We start from the raw sequence: 15,108 nt of genomic DNA, 5'->3' as shown, positions 1-15,108 counted from the left end.
CTTGCGTGTTTCCAAACCGTTGCTGTGACACCCTTGCCTTGAAGGGCGTCAGCGGATCGACACCTCGAGGCTGCCGATGCCGTCGATCTCAGCCACGACGACATCGCCGCGTTCCAGCCCACCGACGCCGGCCGGCGTGCCTGTGAAGATGAGATCGCCCGGCGCCAGCACGAACCAGCGCGACAGATGCGCGATGATCTCGGGAACCGACCAGATCATGTCGGCGAGGTCGCCCTCCTGGCGCGGCTGGCCGTTGACGGTCGCCGTCAGGCGGCCCGAGGCGGGATGGCCGAGGACGCTCGCCGGCATGATCTCGCCGATCGGCGCGGAGGCCGCGAACGCCTTGGCGGTGGCCCAGGGGCGCGCCGCCTTCTTGGCTTCCGCCTGCACATCGCGAAGCGTCAGGTCGAGGCCGATCGCATAGCCATAGACATGCGAGAGCGCGTCTTCCGCCTTGATGTCGCTGCCGCCCTCGCCGAGGGCGACCACCAGCTCGGCTTCGTGATGCAGGTCGGACGTCTGCGACGGGTAGGGGACGGGCGTACCCGCCTCGACGATGTCGTCGGGGTTCTTCAGGAAGAAGAAGGGCGGCTCGCGGTCGGGGTCGTGGCCCATCTCGCGGGCGTGGGCGGCATAGTTGCGGCCGACGCAGTAGATCCGGTGCACGGGAAAGCGGGCGGACGAATCGCGCACGCCGACCGAAATGCGGGGCGGCGGGGTGACGACATAGCTCGGCTCGGTCATGGCGGCTTCCTGGATAAGGGTGCCGTACTCTGTCCGGCGCGGTGTTGCGGTGCAAGTGTTGCTGGCTTTCGCCGGATGCGACGCAGTTGTCAGTTGCGGTCCGGCGATCCGGACGCTAGTCCTCGCCGCTCCGGAGCGGCAGCTCCGTTCTATCCACACGAGGCCAGTGCACCCATGTCAGTCGATCCCGCGCGTTTCGTACTCACCCTGTCGTGCGGCGACCGTCGAGGTATCGTCGCCGCCGTGGCGAACTGCATTGCCTCGCAGGGTTGCAACATCGTCGAGAGCGCCCAGTATGGCGATCCCGACAGCGGCCGTTTCTTTATGCGCGTTTCGTTCTCCGGCCTTCCGGATACGACGCTGGAGAGCTTTTCGCGTGGCTTCGAGCCGGTCGCGACCGCCTATGATTTCGACTGGAAGCTGCATGATCTGCGCATCAAGCCGCGCGTCATGATCCTCGTTTCCAAGATGGGGCACTGCCTGAACGACCTGCTCTATCGCAATTCGATCGGCCAGCTGCCGATGGATCTCGTTTCCGTCGTCTCCAACCACGAGACGATGCGCCGCCGGGTCGAGGGGGAGGGGCTGCCCTACCACTACGTGCCCGTCGACGGCCGCAGCAAGGAAGAGCAGGAGAGCGAGATCCTCGCCCTGATCGACGATCAGAAGATCGATCTCGTCGTGCTCGCGCGCTATATGCAGGTGCTGTCGGATGACATGTCGGCCCGTCTCGCCGGCCGCGTCATCAACATCCACCATTCGTTCCTGCCGAGCTTCAAGGGCGCTAAGCCCTATCACCGCGCGCATGAGCGCGGCGTCAAGCTGATCGGCGCGACGGCGCACTACGTCACCGCCGAGCTCGACGAGGGTCCGATCATCGAGCAGGATGTCGGCCGCGTCGATCATTCCATGTCGGCCGAGGCGATGATCGCAATCGGTCGCGACATCGAGAACACAGTGCTGGCCCGTGCGGTCAAGTTCCACATCGAGCATCGGGTCCTTCTCAATGACACACGGACTGTCATCTTCCGCTGAGGCCAAGGCCGCCGTGATCGACGGCAAGGCGGTCGCGGCCGAGATCACGGCGCAGGTCGCGACAGAGACCGCGCGGCTGATCGCCAATGGCGGCGTGGCCCCCGGCCTCGCGGTCGTGCTCGTCGGCGACGATGCCGCGAGCCAGGTCTATGTCGGCGCCAAGGGGCGCAAGGCGACCGAGCTCGGCTTTCATTCGGTGCAGCACACGCTGCCGCTCGATACCAGCGAGGCCGATGTCCTCGCCATCGTCGAGCAGCTGAACCGCGACCCGGCCATCCACGGCATCCTCGTCCAGCTGCCGCTGCCCCGGCACATCGACACGTCGAAGGTGATCGAGGCGATCGATCCGGCCAAGGACGTCGACGGCTTCCATCCGATCAATGTCGGCCGGCTGGCGATCGGCGAGCGTGATCGCGCGCTGGTGTCCTGCACGCCGGCGGGCTGCCTGCTGCTGATCCAGCGCGTGCTCGGCGGGGATCTCGCCGGCAAGGACGCGCTGGTGATCGGCCGCTCCAACATCGTCGGCAAGCCGATGGCGCAATTGCTGCTGCAGGAGAGCTGCACGGTGACGGTGGCGCATTCGCGCAGCCGCGACCTGCCGGCGCTGGCGCGCAAAGCCGATATCATCGTCGCGGCGGTGGGCCGGCCGGAGATGGTGCGCGGCGACTGGGTCAAGCCCGGTGCCGTCGTCATCGATGTCGGCATGAACCGCATCCCTGCGCCCGAGCGCGGCGAAGGCAAGACGCGCCTCGTCGGCGACGTCGCCTATGCCGAGGCGGCGGCCGTCGCGTCAGCGATCACGCCGGTTCCGGGCGGCGTCGGCCCGATGACCATCGCCATGCTGATGGCCAACACGCTGACGGCCGCCTGCCGCGCCGCCGGCCAGCCCGAGCCGAAGTTTTAGGGGGCTCCTGTCTGGCCTGCTGTCTTCACCTCTCCCTGAGGGAGAGGTCGACGGCCGGAGGCCGGCGGGTGAGGGTTTACGGCCTTTCCGGCCTGTCTCCGTCGTCCGAGCCTTATCCGGAGGGTTCCCTAAACCCTCACCCGGAGCTTCGCTCCGACCTCTCCCTCAGGGAGAGGTGAAGGGGGAGGATCAAGTCCCTCGAAGTAGCGAGGGAGCTTAACCTCTCTCTACCGGCTCCGGTGACCCCGCCGTCTCTCGCGGTGCATGATGTAGAGGCCGCTGGCGATGACGATCGTCGCGCCGACGACCATGATCGGGTCGACACGCGTGCCGAATAGCAGCGCGCCATAGATGATCGCCCAGAGGATCATCGAATACTGCATCGGCGCGATAACCGAGGCCGGCGCCAGCGACAGCGATTTCGCGATGAAGAACTGGGCGCTGCCCATCAGCAGGCCGGTGCAGGCGAACAGCGCCATGTCCGGCAGCGTCGGCATGCGGAACGTCAGGAACATGCCGGGCAGGCTGACCACGATCAGCCCGGTGACGACGGCGAGCACCATGACGGCGCGCATCTCTTCGCGCGCGATGCGGCGCATGACCAGAACCGTGAAGGCGCCGAGGCCGGCGCCAATCAACGCGGCGGCATGGCCGACATGCAGGGTAGCGAAGCCGGGTCGCACCATCACGAGGATGCCGACGAAGCCGGCGAGGACCGCACCCCAGCGATGCAATCCGACCTTCTCGCCGAGGATCGGGATCGACAGCAGCGTGACGAAGAGCGGCGTGCAGAAGGCGATCGAATAGCTTTCGGCGAGCGGCAATTGCGAGAAGCTGTAGAAGCCGAACACCGTCGCCGTCCCGGCGAGGACGCCGCGCAGCACCACCAGACGCGGATGACGGACCCTCAGCGAGCGGAAGCCGCCCTTGCGCAGGATGATCACGGTGAGCGGGATCAGCGCGAAGAGGGCCTGGCTGACGATGATCTGGAAGACGGAGTAGCGCGCCGTCAGCAGCTTCACGATCGCGTCGCTGGTGGCGAACATGATGTTGCCGGAGAGGGCGATCAGGATTCCGGCGACGACGCGTTCCGTCTGGTCGTTGGAGACGGGCAGAACGGCGGTCATCGGGCGGGTTCCCGATGTGGCGGCGCATGCAAGCGCGCGCATGTCGGCATGCGGCGCTTCTCGGCGATGGTGGACACGTCGACCTCGGACGGTGTGCGGGTGGCAAGCCGGCCGGCGGGGACTCACCAGCGCTGGTTGCAGTTCGATGCAAACCCACCGCCGGAGGCAGAATCAAGGCGTAATCGCGCCGGATTCGGGATTCTTGGTTCTTGCCGATAGCCTGTGACGGAAATGCCGCCGGATCGGCCGCCGCGCCGCATTGGCGGGGTCGGGGAAACCGGTCAGGATGGCCGCAATCGATTCGAGAGGCCCTCATGCATTCGAACAAGCGGATACTCGTCACCGGCGGCGCAGGCTTTCTGGGCTCGCATCTTTGCGACAAGCTGCTGGCGCGTGGCGACGAGGTGCTCTGCGCCGACAATTTCTTCACCGGCTCCCGTCGCAACATCGAGCATCTGATCGGTCACAAGCGGTTCGAGCTGTTGCGGCACGACGTGACGTTCCCGCTCTATGTCGAGGTCGACGAGATCTACAACCTCGCCTGTCCGGCCTCGCCGGTGCATTACCAGCACGATCCCGTCGCGACGACCAAGGTCAGCGTCCATGGCGCGATCAACATGCTGGGGCTGGCCAAGCGCCTGAAGGCGAAGATCCTGCAGGCCTCGACCTCCGAGGTCTATGGCGATCCGAGCGTGCATCCGCAGACCGAGGATTACTGGGGCAACGTCAACCCGATCGGCATCCGCTCCTGCTACGACGAGGGCAAGCGCTGCGCCGAGACGCTGTTCTTCGATTACTGGCGCCAGCACAAGCTGCGCATCAAGGTGATGCGGATCTTCAATACCTATGGCCCGCGCATGCACCCGAATGACGGGCGCGTCGTCTCCAACTTCATCGTCCAGGCGCTACGCGGCGAGGACATCACCATTTATGGCGAGGGCCAGCAGACGCGCTCGTTCTGCTATGTCGACGATCTGCTCGAGGGCATGACCCGCCTGATGGATACCGGCGACGAGGTGACCGGTCCGATCAATGTCGGCAACCCGAACGAATTCACCATCCGCCAGCTGGCGGAGCGGGTGATCGCGCTGACCGGCTCGTCGTCGAAGCTCGTCTTCCAGCCGCTGCCCTCCGACGATCCGCGCCAGCGCCAGCCCGACATCACGCTCGCCGGTCGCGTGCTCGACTGGAAGCCGACGATCGAGCTCGACGAGGGGCTGCGCCACACCATTGCCTATTTCGACGGCCTGCTGTCGGAGTCGGCGGCGTGAGCGAGACGTTCGAAATCGCCGAGCGCATTGCGGCGGACAGCATCCTCGTCGCTGAATGGCCGCTCTGCCAGCTCCGCCTGATGGATGATCGCCGCTATCCCTGGCTCCTGCTCCTGCCGCGCAAGCCGGGGCTGGAGGAGTGGACGGAGCTGTCGGACGCGGAACTCGCCGACCTGGCGGTCGAGACCAAGCGCGCGGGCCTCCTGCTCGGCGCCGTGGCGACGTTCGACAAGCTCAATGTCGGAGCGCTCGGCAACATCGTCCGCCAGATGCATGTCCACGTCATCGGCCGCTCGGTCGGCGACGCCGCCTGGCCGGGGCCGGTCTGGGGGCAGGGCACTCGCGAGCCCTATCCGGCCGACGAGCGCGACGCGCTGATTTCCCGCTTGCAGTCGGCTGTCGCGAAAGCGGGCTGACGGCTGCCGTTAGGGGATGCGCGCACGGGCGCGTCTTCGGCGCAACGGCTTGCTGTTATTCGCATTTTTCTCCGCTGCTTTTTATGATTAACGGCCCTTAACATTCGGATCGTAACCGTTTGTTAACCATGCTCGAACAGGTTGAGCTCCAAAGCTGAAGGCGGTTCGCGGCGAGGCCGGAACAGCCATCGCGGCCGATGCGGCGATGCCGCTGAACGGGCAATGGGGGCGATCGATGCGGGCAGGAATTTGGGGTCGGGCCACCGGGCGATGTGCCGGCGGTTCCGGGCGAACCCTGAATCGGTTCGTCGGATGAGAGCCACCATGCCCCCCAGGTCGCTCCTCACGCCGCTCCCGCTCCCCCGATCGATCAACCTCTCCCTCAAGGGCGTCGCGTCCGTGCTGGCGCTGCTCAGCCTCGCCGCCTGTGGCGGCGGCAAGCCGATCACGTCAGGGGCGATCGCGACGCGCGTGCCGATCGAGACCGCCTTTGTCGACATGCCGCCCGGCGGTCCGGGTGTCGTCGGCGTGGTCGAGCGGCACTACGCCAACGCGACGGCGCAGGAAATCATCCTGACCAACCGTTCCCACACCGCCGGACAGAACGCGGTGAACGTCACGCTGTTCGGTCCGGTCAAGGTGGTGACGGGAGTCGAGAACCTGCAGTCGAACCCGGCGCTCAGCCTGTCGGCGGTCGGGGCGGAGATGCGGGAGGCGCTGCCCGGCGTGCCGATGCGCGTTTCGCCCTACTACGCCCAGAACCGCTACGGCTCGTTCGGCTATGCGTCCGGCAATTCGGCGCAGGGCGATACCTGCCTCTACGCCTGGCAGCGCGTGCGCGGCCCCGATCTCGATTCCAACTTCACCATCGGCCAGGGGACAATCTCGATCCGGCTCCGGCTCTGCGAGCCGCGTTCCAGCGAGGCCGAGCTGCTCGCCGTCATGACCGGCATGACGATCAGCTCCTACATCCTGGCGGCGAACTGGAACCCCTATGGCGGCGCGCCGCCGATCCCGCCGACGATCGGCCAGCTCGGCGCGACGGTCGTGCCGGAGGCTGCGGTTGCGGTTCCGGCGGCCCCAGAGCCCGCACTGGTCCGCGCCGCGCCCGTCCGCCGCGCGCCGAGGCCGGCGCCGGTTGCCGAGGCGCCCGCCGCGCCGCCGGCGGCCGAGGCCGTCAATCGTTTCGAGGATTATGCCCCCGTTCCACCCCCGCAACCCTGAGCGCATGACATGACCAGTGACGCCGAGGCGCGTTGGAAGATTGAGGCGGGGGCCGAAGGCCTCGCCGGGGTTTGCCGCCATCCGCGAAGCATCGGGCCTCGCGTTACCATTTCCGGGCTGCGGTCCGCATTCGCAGGGGGCGTCTGATGACGCGGATCGGCATCGGGCTCCTCTGGGCCCTGGTGGGCCTGGTGATGGTGTTTCTCATCACCCTGCCGATCAACCTTCAGACGCATCTGATCGCCGGCGCGGCCGTGCTCGGCGCGATGATGGTGTTGAAGACCTTCACCAGCGCTGGCGTCTGGCGTCAGATCGCGCTGGCGCTCGGCACGTCGATCGTGTTGCGCTACGCCTACTGGCGCACCACCAGCACGCTGCCGCCGGTCAACGAACTGCAGAACTTCATCCCCGGCTTCCTCGTCTACATCTGCGAAATGTACAGCATCTTCATGCTGTTCCTGAGCTTGTTCGTGGTGATGCTTCCGCATCCGCCGCGCAATCTCAAGATCTCGTCGTCCGATCCCGACCTGCCGACCGTCGACGTGTTCGTCCCGACCTACAATGAAGAGCCCGAGCTGCTGGCGACGACGCTGGCCGCTGCCAAGGCGATGGATTACCCGGCCGACAAGCTGACCGTCTGGCTGCTCGATGATGGCGGCACGGTCCAGAAGCGCAACGCGGAAAACATGCAGTCGGCCCAGGAAGCCGAACAGCGCATGATCACGCTGCAGAAGCTGGCCGAGGACATGGGCTGCCGCTACCTGACGCGCGAGCGTAACGAGCACGCCAAGGCCGGCAACATGAACAACGGCCTGCAATATGCGAAGGGCGATCTCGTCGTCGTGTTCGACGCCGATCACGCGCCGGCCCGCGATTTCCTGCTCTACACGGTCGGCTACTTCAAGGAAGATCCGAAGCTCTTCCTGGTCCAGTCGCCGCACTTCTTCCTCAACCCGGACCCGGTCGAGCGCAATCTGCGCACCTTCGAGACGATGCCGTCGGAGAACGAGATGTTCTACGGCATCATCCAGCGCGGCCTCGACAAGTGGGATGCCTCATTCTTTTGCGGCTCGGCCGCGGTGCTGCGCCGCGCGGCGCTCGATCAGACCGGCGGCTTCTCCGGCGTCTCGATCACCGAGGATGCCGAGACGGCGCTCGAGCTGCACGCCAGCGGCTGGCACAGCGTCTATGTCGACCGGCCGCTGATCGCCGGCCTGCAGCCCGCCACCTTTGCCTCCTTCATTGGCCAGCGCAGCCGCTGGGCGCAGGGCATGTACCAGATCCTGCGCTTCCGCTTTCCGCCGGGAAAGCGCGGTCTCTCGATCCCGCAGCGCCTCTGCTACATGTCCAGCACGCTCTTCTGGTTCTTCCCGATCACGCGCTGGGTCTTCCTGCTCGCGCCGCTCTGCTACCTCTTCTTCAATCTCGAGATCTTCACGGCGTCTGGCGGCGAGTTCATCGCCTACACCGCGTCCTACATGCTCGTGAACCTGATGATGCAGAACTACCTCTATGGCCGCTTCCGCTGGCCGTGGATCTCGGAGCTGTATGAGTATGTGCAGTCGGTCTACCTGCTACCGGCGCTCGTCTCGGTCATCCTCAATCCCTCGAAGCCGACCTTCAAGGTGACGGCGAAGAGCGAGTCGCTCGAGACCGCGCGTGTCTCCGAGCTGTCACGTCCGTTCTTCATCATCTTCTTCGTGCTGGTGGCCGCCGTCGGCATGACTGCCTGGCGCATCATCAACGAACCCTACAAGGCCGACGTCGCCATGGTGGTGGGTGGCTGGAACCTGCTCAACCTGATCATCGCCGGCTGCGCGCTCGGGGTCGTCTCGGAACGGCGCGAAAGCCGCGCCAGCCGTCGCGTCGACGTCAAGCGTCGCTGCGAGATCCTTGTTGGAGACCTGGTCGTGCCGGCGACGATCGAGGATGCCTCTGTCGGCGGCGCGCGCATCAACCTCGGCAATGTGAAGGTGCCGGAGATCTCGCGCGATCTCTATTGCGACGTCCGCTTCAAGACCAATGTTCCGATTGCCACCGAGTCGCTGCCGATCAGCATTCGCGCCATGACCCGGACGCCGGACGGCGTGATGCTCGGCGTGCGCTATGAGCCGTCGGTCGCCGGTCACTACCAGCTGATTTCGGACGTCGTGTTCGCCAGCTCCGATCTATGGACCAAGTTCCAGTGGTCGCGCCGCACGAACATCGGAATTTTCCGCGGCACGATCTGGTTCTTCAGCATCTCGATCTATCAGACCGGACGCGGGCTCACCTACTTGTTGAAGTCGTTCCGTCGCGAGGCGCCTGCCAAGGCCGCCGCTCCCGCCAGCGCCGGGAAGTCGGGCACATGAAAACGCTGATCCGCACCGGCCTCGCCGTCAGTCTTCTCGGCAGCAGCGCGCTCTGGGCCATCGCCCAGAATGCATCGCCATTCGACATGAGCGGCGAACGGGTCGACACGGGGGCCGGCACGGCGACGCCCCCGCCGCCTCCGCCGCAGCGCGCACCGGCCGGGCAGGGCGCGTTCGCTCCGTTCCAGCTGGAGCCGACGCCGCATAGCGCACCGACGCCGCAGGCCGCACCGGCCGCGCCCCAGACGCCGATTGCCGCGCCGGCCGCTCCCGCAGCGCCTCAGATGCCGGTGGCAGCACCAGCTGCGCCGCAGGCTCCTGCGCCGCAGACAGCGCCGACGATCGTGTTGACCCCGGCGGCCCCCGCCGCGCCGGTGACCGAAGCCGTCGACCAGCCCGCTCCCGCGCAGCCGTCCGAGCCTGCGCCGGTCGTCGCGGCCGCGACAGAGCCGGCTCCGGCGGAAAATCCCGACAGCCGCTTCATCGTGCCGTCGTCGACGCTGCGTCTCGAGGGCGAGACGGACCAGCATTCCTGGGTGATCTATCTCGCCGGCGATCAGGCGGGCCAGCCGGCCCGGCTCGACGTATCGTTCAAGAACGCGATCGTCGTCATGCCCGAGGCATCGCTGCTGCGGGTCTCGATCAACAACCAGGCGGTGCTCGAGACGGCGCTGACGGCGTCGGATTCGTTCCGGGACGTCGCCGCGATGATCCCGCCCGGCCTGCTGCAGGCTGGCGCCAACACGGTGCGCTTCCAGGTCGCCCAGCGCCACCGCACCGACTGCACGGTGCAGTCGACCTACGAGCTCTGGACCGAGATCGACGGCAAGGACACGACGCTGACCTTCGCCCCGAACCCGCAGCAGACGCAGGTGCTGCGCGGGCTCGACGATCTTCCCGCCATCGGCTTCGACGGAAGCGGTGTCACCGCCATCCGCGTCATCGCGCCCGGCAGCAACCAGGCCACGATCGCGCCGCATCTTCTGAAGCTGGTGCAGGCGCTGACGCTGGCCGGCAACTATCCCAATCCGATCGTCACCGTCTCGGACCGTGCGCTCGAGCCGGCCGGCGCGGGTGTGCTCACGGTCGTTCTCGGCGTCGGCAGCGAGCTCGGCTCGCTGATGCAGACGCCGCCGGCCGACGCCGGCTCGCGTCCGATCGTCAGCTTCGTCGACGAGCCGTCGCTCGGCCGTTCGGTCATGGTGGTGACTGGTGCCAACTGGACGCAGATCGGCTCCGCGATCGACCAGATCGCCAGCGGCGTCGATCGCCCGATCGGCGTCCTGCGCAAGACCTTGAACACGGCGCCCTGGCTCGCGCCCGACGTCCGCTTTGTCATGGGCCGCGACAGCTTCCGCCTGCTCGATGCCGGCGTCACGACGCAGGAATTCTCCGGCCGCCGCTTCCGCACGGAATTCGCCGTCGGCATACCGTCCGACTTCTACGCCGAGGCCTATGGCGAGGCGACGCTGCGGCTCGACGCGGCCTATACCGCCGCCGTCCGCCCGGCCAGCCACATCGACATCTACGTCAACGGCCAGATCGCCGCGACCACCCGCATCACGCGCCAGCAGGGCGGCATCTATCGCCAGTTCCCGATCAAGATCCCGCTCCGGCATTTCCACCCGGGCGTGAACCGCGTCTCGATCAACGCTTTGCTCGATACTGCCGAGGACGCCGCCTGCGCGCCGGGCGGCTCGACCGAGGGCGGCCCGCGTTTCGTCTTGTTCGACACCACGACCTTCGAGATCGGCAATTTCGCGCGGATCGGTCGCCGGCCGGACCTCGGCGCCTTCGCCGGCACGGCCGCGCCCTATAACCGCTTCACCGAACCGTCCGCCCTGGTGATGGGCCGCACCGATCCGAAGAACTATTCCGCCGCTGCCAGCCTGCTGGCGCGGATGGCGATCCAGGCGGGTCGCGTGATCGATCTGGCGCCGACGCCCGCCGCCAGCGTCGGGGATCGCAACGCGCTGTTCATCGGCGCCGCCGCCCAGATGCCGGGCAATGTGCTGGGGCAGCTCGGCATCGCCGAGACCGTTCGCACCACCTGGCGCGACGAGACGGCGGCCGGCGAGCGCATCGCGACCGCGAACGATTTCGCGCCGCTCGACGCCGTGCTGCGCCGGCCGGGCACCGAACTCGCTCAGGCGCCGGCCTCGCGGGCGGAAGCCGAGAATACCGACGTGACCTTCGATCGCTGGCAGAACGAGCTGGTCGGCGGCGGCTGGCACGGCCAGGTGAACGCGCTCGAGGGCTGGCTGAAGCGGACCTTCGACATCTCCTTCTCGACGCTCAGCTTCTTCAGCGCCGCGACCCCTCCGTTCGAACCGTCTGCCAAGACGACGATGATCATCGCCCAGTCCGGCAGCCCGAACGGCGAGGGGACGTGGACGATGGTCACGGCGCCGTCCGAGGATCGCCTGGTCTCGGGCATCCAGACGGTCACCGGCATTGCCCGCTGGCCGGAGCTCGGCGGTCGCATCAGCACCTTCAACGCCACCACCGACGCCATCGAGAGCCGCCCGGCCAACCAGTTCACCTTCGTGCAGACGCAGCCCTTCTCGCTGGGCAATATGCGGCTGATCGCGGCCAACTGGCTGTCCAGCAATATCCTCTATTACGCGCTCGGTCTGGTCGGGCTCTGCCTGGTGCTGGGTATCGTCACGACCGCGCTGCTGCGCCGCCTGGGGAGGCCGTCGTGAAGTCTGGCCTCATCCCGGCGGTCGTGTTCACGGCGCTGAGCTTGACGGCATCCGTCGCCTCCGGCGCGGAGGCGCTGACCATGCAGGGAACGATCACGGCCGCCGACTGGCGCGCCTACAACGAGCGCTTCGTCGCGCCCTCGGGGCGAGTGATCGACGACGCGAATGGCGGCATCAGCCATAGCGAGGGTCAGGGCTATGGCCTGCTGCTCGCCTTCGCTGCCAACGATCGCGCCGGCTTCGAACGGATCTGGAGCTTCACCCGCACGGAGCTGATGCTGCGCGATGACGGGCTCGCGGTCTGGAGCTGGCAGCCGACCGCGCCGCATGTCCGCGACACCAACAACGCTTCTGACGGCGACATGCTGATCGCCTATGCCCTGGCCGAGGCCGGGTGGGCCTGGAACGAGCCGATCTACGTCAAAGCGGCGGTGTCGATCGCCGAGAGCCTCGGCAAGGAGACGGTGATCAAGGACGGCGACCGTGTGCTGATGCTGCCGGGCGTCGACGGCTTCGGCCGCGCCGCGCGGGCGGACGGTCCGGTGGTCAATCTCTCCTATTGGGTGTTCGAGGCGTTGCCGACCATGGCGCAGCTCGCGCCGGCGACCGATTGGGCCGCGCTGTCGCGCACCGGGCTCGGTCTCATCCAGAGCGCGCGGTTCGGCGCGGAGCAGCTGCCGACCGACTGGATCACGGTTCGCGGCAAGACGCCGGAGCCGGCGACCGGCTTCGATCCGCTCTTCGGCTACAACGCCATCCGCATCCCGCTCTACATGATCCGCGCCGGCATCAACGATCCGGCCCTGCTCGGACCGTTCAAGACGGCCTGGCTCGGTCAGGGCAAGCCGGGACCCGCCGTCGTTAACGTCAAGACCAACGTCGTCGAACACAGGCTGGACGAGCCCGGCTACCGGATCCTGGCCGCGGCGCTTGCCTGCGTGCTCGACGGCGCGCCCGTGCCCGACGACCTCAAGACCTTCACGCCGACGCTCTACTACCCGTCGACGCTCCATCTCCTCTCTCTGTCCTTTCTGACGGAAAGGCACGCGCAATGCCTGTGAAGCAGCAATTGATGATCTTCGGCACGCTTGCGGTGATCGGCCTCGAGGGAGCGTATCTCCTCAACCAGCTGTTCACCCCGGCGGAAGCCGGGAGCGAGGTGGTGCTGCGCCAGCCGGTGCGCCCGAACGGCGCCGCGTCGGACTTCTTCACCTCCGCCGCCGACGGCCGTCCAGTGCGCACCGCGCAGGCGAACGGCGCGGCGACGTCCCCTGCGCCAGCACAGTCTCCGGCTCCCGCCGCGCAGCCGGCGCCCGCGGCTCCCGCCGCGCCCGTCGTCGACGAGACGGCGCTGCGCTATTTCGCGCGCCAGGGCGACGAGCGCCGCCTGCAGGCGGAGATCGCGCGGCTGCGCGCGCTCTATCCCGACTGGACGCCGCCGGATGATTTCTCGCAGCCGGCGCCGATCGGCGATCCCGCGCTCGACCAGATGTGGAAACTCTACGGGCAGGGCCAGTATGCCGCCGTCCGCAGCGCCATCGCGGAGCGTCAGGCGAAGAACCCGCAATGGGTGGTGCCGCCGGACCTGCTGGCGCGGCTGGATGTCGGCGAGGCGCGCGAGCGCCTGGTCAACGCCTCCAATGCCCAGCAGTGGAACACCGTCGTCACCGTCGCCGCCGCGACGCCGAGCCTGCTCACCTGCGCCGATGTCGACGTGCTCTGGCGCGTCGCCGAGGCGTTCGCCAAGACGGAGCGCCAGGCGCGCGCCCGCGACGCCGGCATCTATATCCTGACCAATTGCCAGGATCCGGCCGAGCGCCTCGCCACCGTGCAGAAGGCGATGGGCTATCTCGGCGACGCCGAACTCACCGATCTGCTCAAGCTGGAGCGGCAGGGCGCGGACGGGCAGGGCGAGTTCGCCGCCGTCAAGGCCGACATCGCCCGGCGCCGCATCGGCGCCGCGACCAAGGATCCGAGCCTGACGGCGACGACGGCTGATATCGCGCTCGTCGAACGGCTGGTGCGCGAGGGGACCGGGCCGGACGATGCCGTGCTGCTCGGCGCCTACTGGTTCCAGCATAACGATCCGACGCGCGCGGCGCAGTGGTACGAGCTCGCCAAGGGGCGGGCTGATACGGCGGATATCGCGCGCGGCTACGCCTATGTGCTGAACGCCCTGAAGCGCCCGGCCGAGGCCGAGCAGGCCGCCTACAAGTGGCGTGATGCCGGCAAGGAAAATCTCGACGCCTATCTGGTGGTCGCGACCGCGCTGCTCGCCGTGGATCCGCCGGTCAAGATGGACCGCGAGGTGCTGACGCGCATCGCCAAGGCGATCGGCGATGCGAAATATGCGCCCGGCGCGCAGGAGTTCGGCTGGTACGCCTACAAGATCGGGCAGACGGCCGTGGCGGCCCGCTGGTTCGCGATGGCGCAGCAGCTCATGCCGGAAGACGAGCCCTCGGCCTATGGCCTGGCGCTCGCCTATCAGAAGCTCAAGGACAAGAGCGGCTTTCAGAAGGTGCTGAGCGAATGGGGCTCACGCTCGCCGCGCATCGCGGCGCTGGCGGACCCGAAGGCGCGGCGCGAGGCCATGCCGGTAGCGGAAGCGCTGCCCGGGCCGGACGGAACCGCGGTCGAGACGGCGGATGTCGCGAGCGCCGAAGCCTCCGGCGATACCGGTCCGGTCGAACGGATCGAGGCGCGTCCGCGCGCTGCCGCGCCGCGTCGCGCCCCGGCGGCGGAAGCCCGCCCTGTGCAGCGCGCCTCCGCGCCGCGTGGCGGCCGTTCCTGCACGGGCGATATCCGTCCCGACCAGCTCTCCGCAATGAGCGCGCTCAATCGCGGCTGGTGCCTGATGGAGCTGAACCGGCCGATCGAGGCGGCGGACGCCTTCGACGCGGCGGCGCGCACCAGCTACGGCCAGGTCCAGCAGGACGCCGCCTATGGCAAGACGCTCGCCTATCTCCGCGCCGGGCTGACCGATCTCGCGGCCGCCTCCGCCGCCTCGACGCAGCAGACGGTTGCCCGCGGCATCGAGTTGAAGCGGGAGATCCTGACCCAGCGCGCGATCGGTTCCTACAATGACGGCCGCTACATCGAGACGCTGCTGATGCTCGACGAGCGCTCGCGCATCGCGCCGGAGCAGAACGACCTGATGATGATGCGGGGCTGGTCCTATTTCCACCTGCGCCGCTTCAACGACGCGAAGACGATTTTCGTCGCCGTCGCAGGCACGGGTTCGCGCGAAGCGCAGCGCGCGCTCGCGACGCTCGCCGAGGAAATGAAGCCGAAATGAGCCGGCGGCGGTCTGCCGTCTGCGACGCGGCGCTGC

At 67.7% G+C, this 15,108-nt stretch carries 11 protein-coding genes; 9 read left to right on the top strand and 2 right to left on the bottom strand.

Annotation, left to right across the window (positions count from 1 at the left end; genetic code table 11):
- Window positions 1-48: 48 nt before the first annotated feature.
- On the bottom strand, window positions 49-744 hold the full coding sequence (locus AC6HZP_RS15935) for a fumarylacetoacetate hydrolase family protein (RefSeq protein ID WP_497523633.1): 696 nt from the start codon (window positions 742-744) through the stop codon (window positions 49-51).
- A 174-nt stretch (window positions 745-918) separates the two neighbouring features.
- On the opposite strand from AC6HZP_RS15935, the gene purU reads away from it, so the two are divergent.
- Together purU and folD are read left to right on the top strand one after the other, a co-directional pair.
- Window positions 919-1,779, top strand: a complete 861-nt coding sequence (gene purU, locus AC6HZP_RS15930; protein ID WP_497523632.1) for a formyltetrahydrofolate deformylase — start codon at window positions 919-921, stop codon at window positions 1,777-1,779.
- A complete protein-coding gene (folD, locus tag AC6HZP_RS15925; protein WP_497523631.1) occupies window positions 1,751-2,683 on the top strand; it encodes a bifunctional methylenetetrahydrofolate dehydrogenase/methenyltetrahydrofolate cyclohydrolase FolD in 933 nt (310 codons plus the stop codon). Before purU ends, folD begins: the two co-directional genes overlap by 29 nt.
- A 227-nt stretch (window positions 2,684-2,910) precedes the next feature.
- Here the strand turns inward: folD and AC6HZP_RS15920 are convergent, their stop codons facing one another.
- The gene (locus AC6HZP_RS15920) at window positions 2,911-3,810 is read right to left on the bottom strand and encodes a DMT family transporter (RefSeq protein WP_497523630.1); all 900 of its coding nucleotides are present in this window, start codon (window positions 3,808-3,810) and stop codon (window positions 2,911-2,913) included.
- Window positions 3,811-4,124: 314 nt separating this feature from the next.
- Here AC6HZP_RS15920 and AC6HZP_RS15915 point away from each other — a divergent pair, with 314 nt between their 5' ends.
- From AC6HZP_RS15915 to AC6HZP_RS15885, 7 genes are all read left to right on the top strand, one after another.
- Window positions 4,125-5,081 (top strand): UDP-glucuronic acid decarboxylase family protein, encoded by a 957-nt coding sequence (locus AC6HZP_RS15915; RefSeq protein ID WP_497523629.1) that lies wholly within the window; start codon window positions 4,125-4,127, stop codon window positions 5,079-5,081.
- The gene (locus tag AC6HZP_RS15910) at window positions 5,078-5,497 is read left to right on the top strand and encodes an HIT domain-containing protein (RefSeq protein ID WP_497523628.1); all 420 of its coding nucleotides are present in this window, start codon (window positions 5,078-5,080) and stop codon (window positions 5,495-5,497) included. The genes AC6HZP_RS15915 and AC6HZP_RS15910 overlap by 4 nt, the downstream gene beginning before the upstream one ends.
- A gap of 324 nt (window positions 5,498-5,821) precedes the next feature.
- Complete coding sequence (gene bcsN, locus AC6HZP_RS15905; protein ID WP_497523627.1) at window positions 5,822-6,721, top strand: cellulose biosynthesis protein BcsN; 900 nt, start codon at window positions 5,822-5,824, stop codon at window positions 6,719-6,721.
- Between the two features lie 146 nt (window positions 6,722-6,867).
- Window positions 6,868-9,072 (top strand): UDP-forming cellulose synthase catalytic subunit, encoded by a 2,205-nt coding sequence (gene bcsA, locus AC6HZP_RS15900; RefSeq protein ID WP_497523626.1) that lies wholly within the window; start codon window positions 6,868-6,870, stop codon window positions 9,070-9,072.
- Entirely contained in the window at window positions 9,069-11,777 is a 2,709-nt protein-coding gene (locus AC6HZP_RS15895) for a cellulose biosynthesis cyclic di-GMP-binding regulatory protein BcsB (protein WP_497523625.1), read from the top strand. The genes bcsA and AC6HZP_RS15895 overlap by 4 nt, the downstream gene beginning before the upstream one ends.
- An 80-nt stretch (window positions 11,778-11,857) precedes the next feature.
- Window positions 11,858-12,838 (top strand): family 8 glycosyl hydrolase, encoded by a 981-nt coding sequence (locus AC6HZP_RS15890; protein ID WP_497526812.1) that lies wholly within the window; start codon window positions 11,858-11,860, stop codon window positions 12,836-12,838.
- Window positions 12,829-15,072, top strand: coding sequence for a tetratricopeptide repeat protein (locus tag AC6HZP_RS15885; protein ID WP_497523624.1), 2,244 nt, complete (start codon window positions 12,829-12,831; stop codon window positions 15,070-15,072). The genes AC6HZP_RS15890 and AC6HZP_RS15885 overlap by 10 nt, the downstream gene beginning before the upstream one ends.
- Window positions 15,073-15,108 lie beyond the last annotated feature (36 nt).

The sequence above is a fragment of the Kaistia sp. SLG-1 genome, from assembly GCF_059699055.1.
The sequence above is the reverse complement of the archived record's forward strand: the minus strand, read 5'-3'. Positions and strand labels throughout refer to the sequence as shown.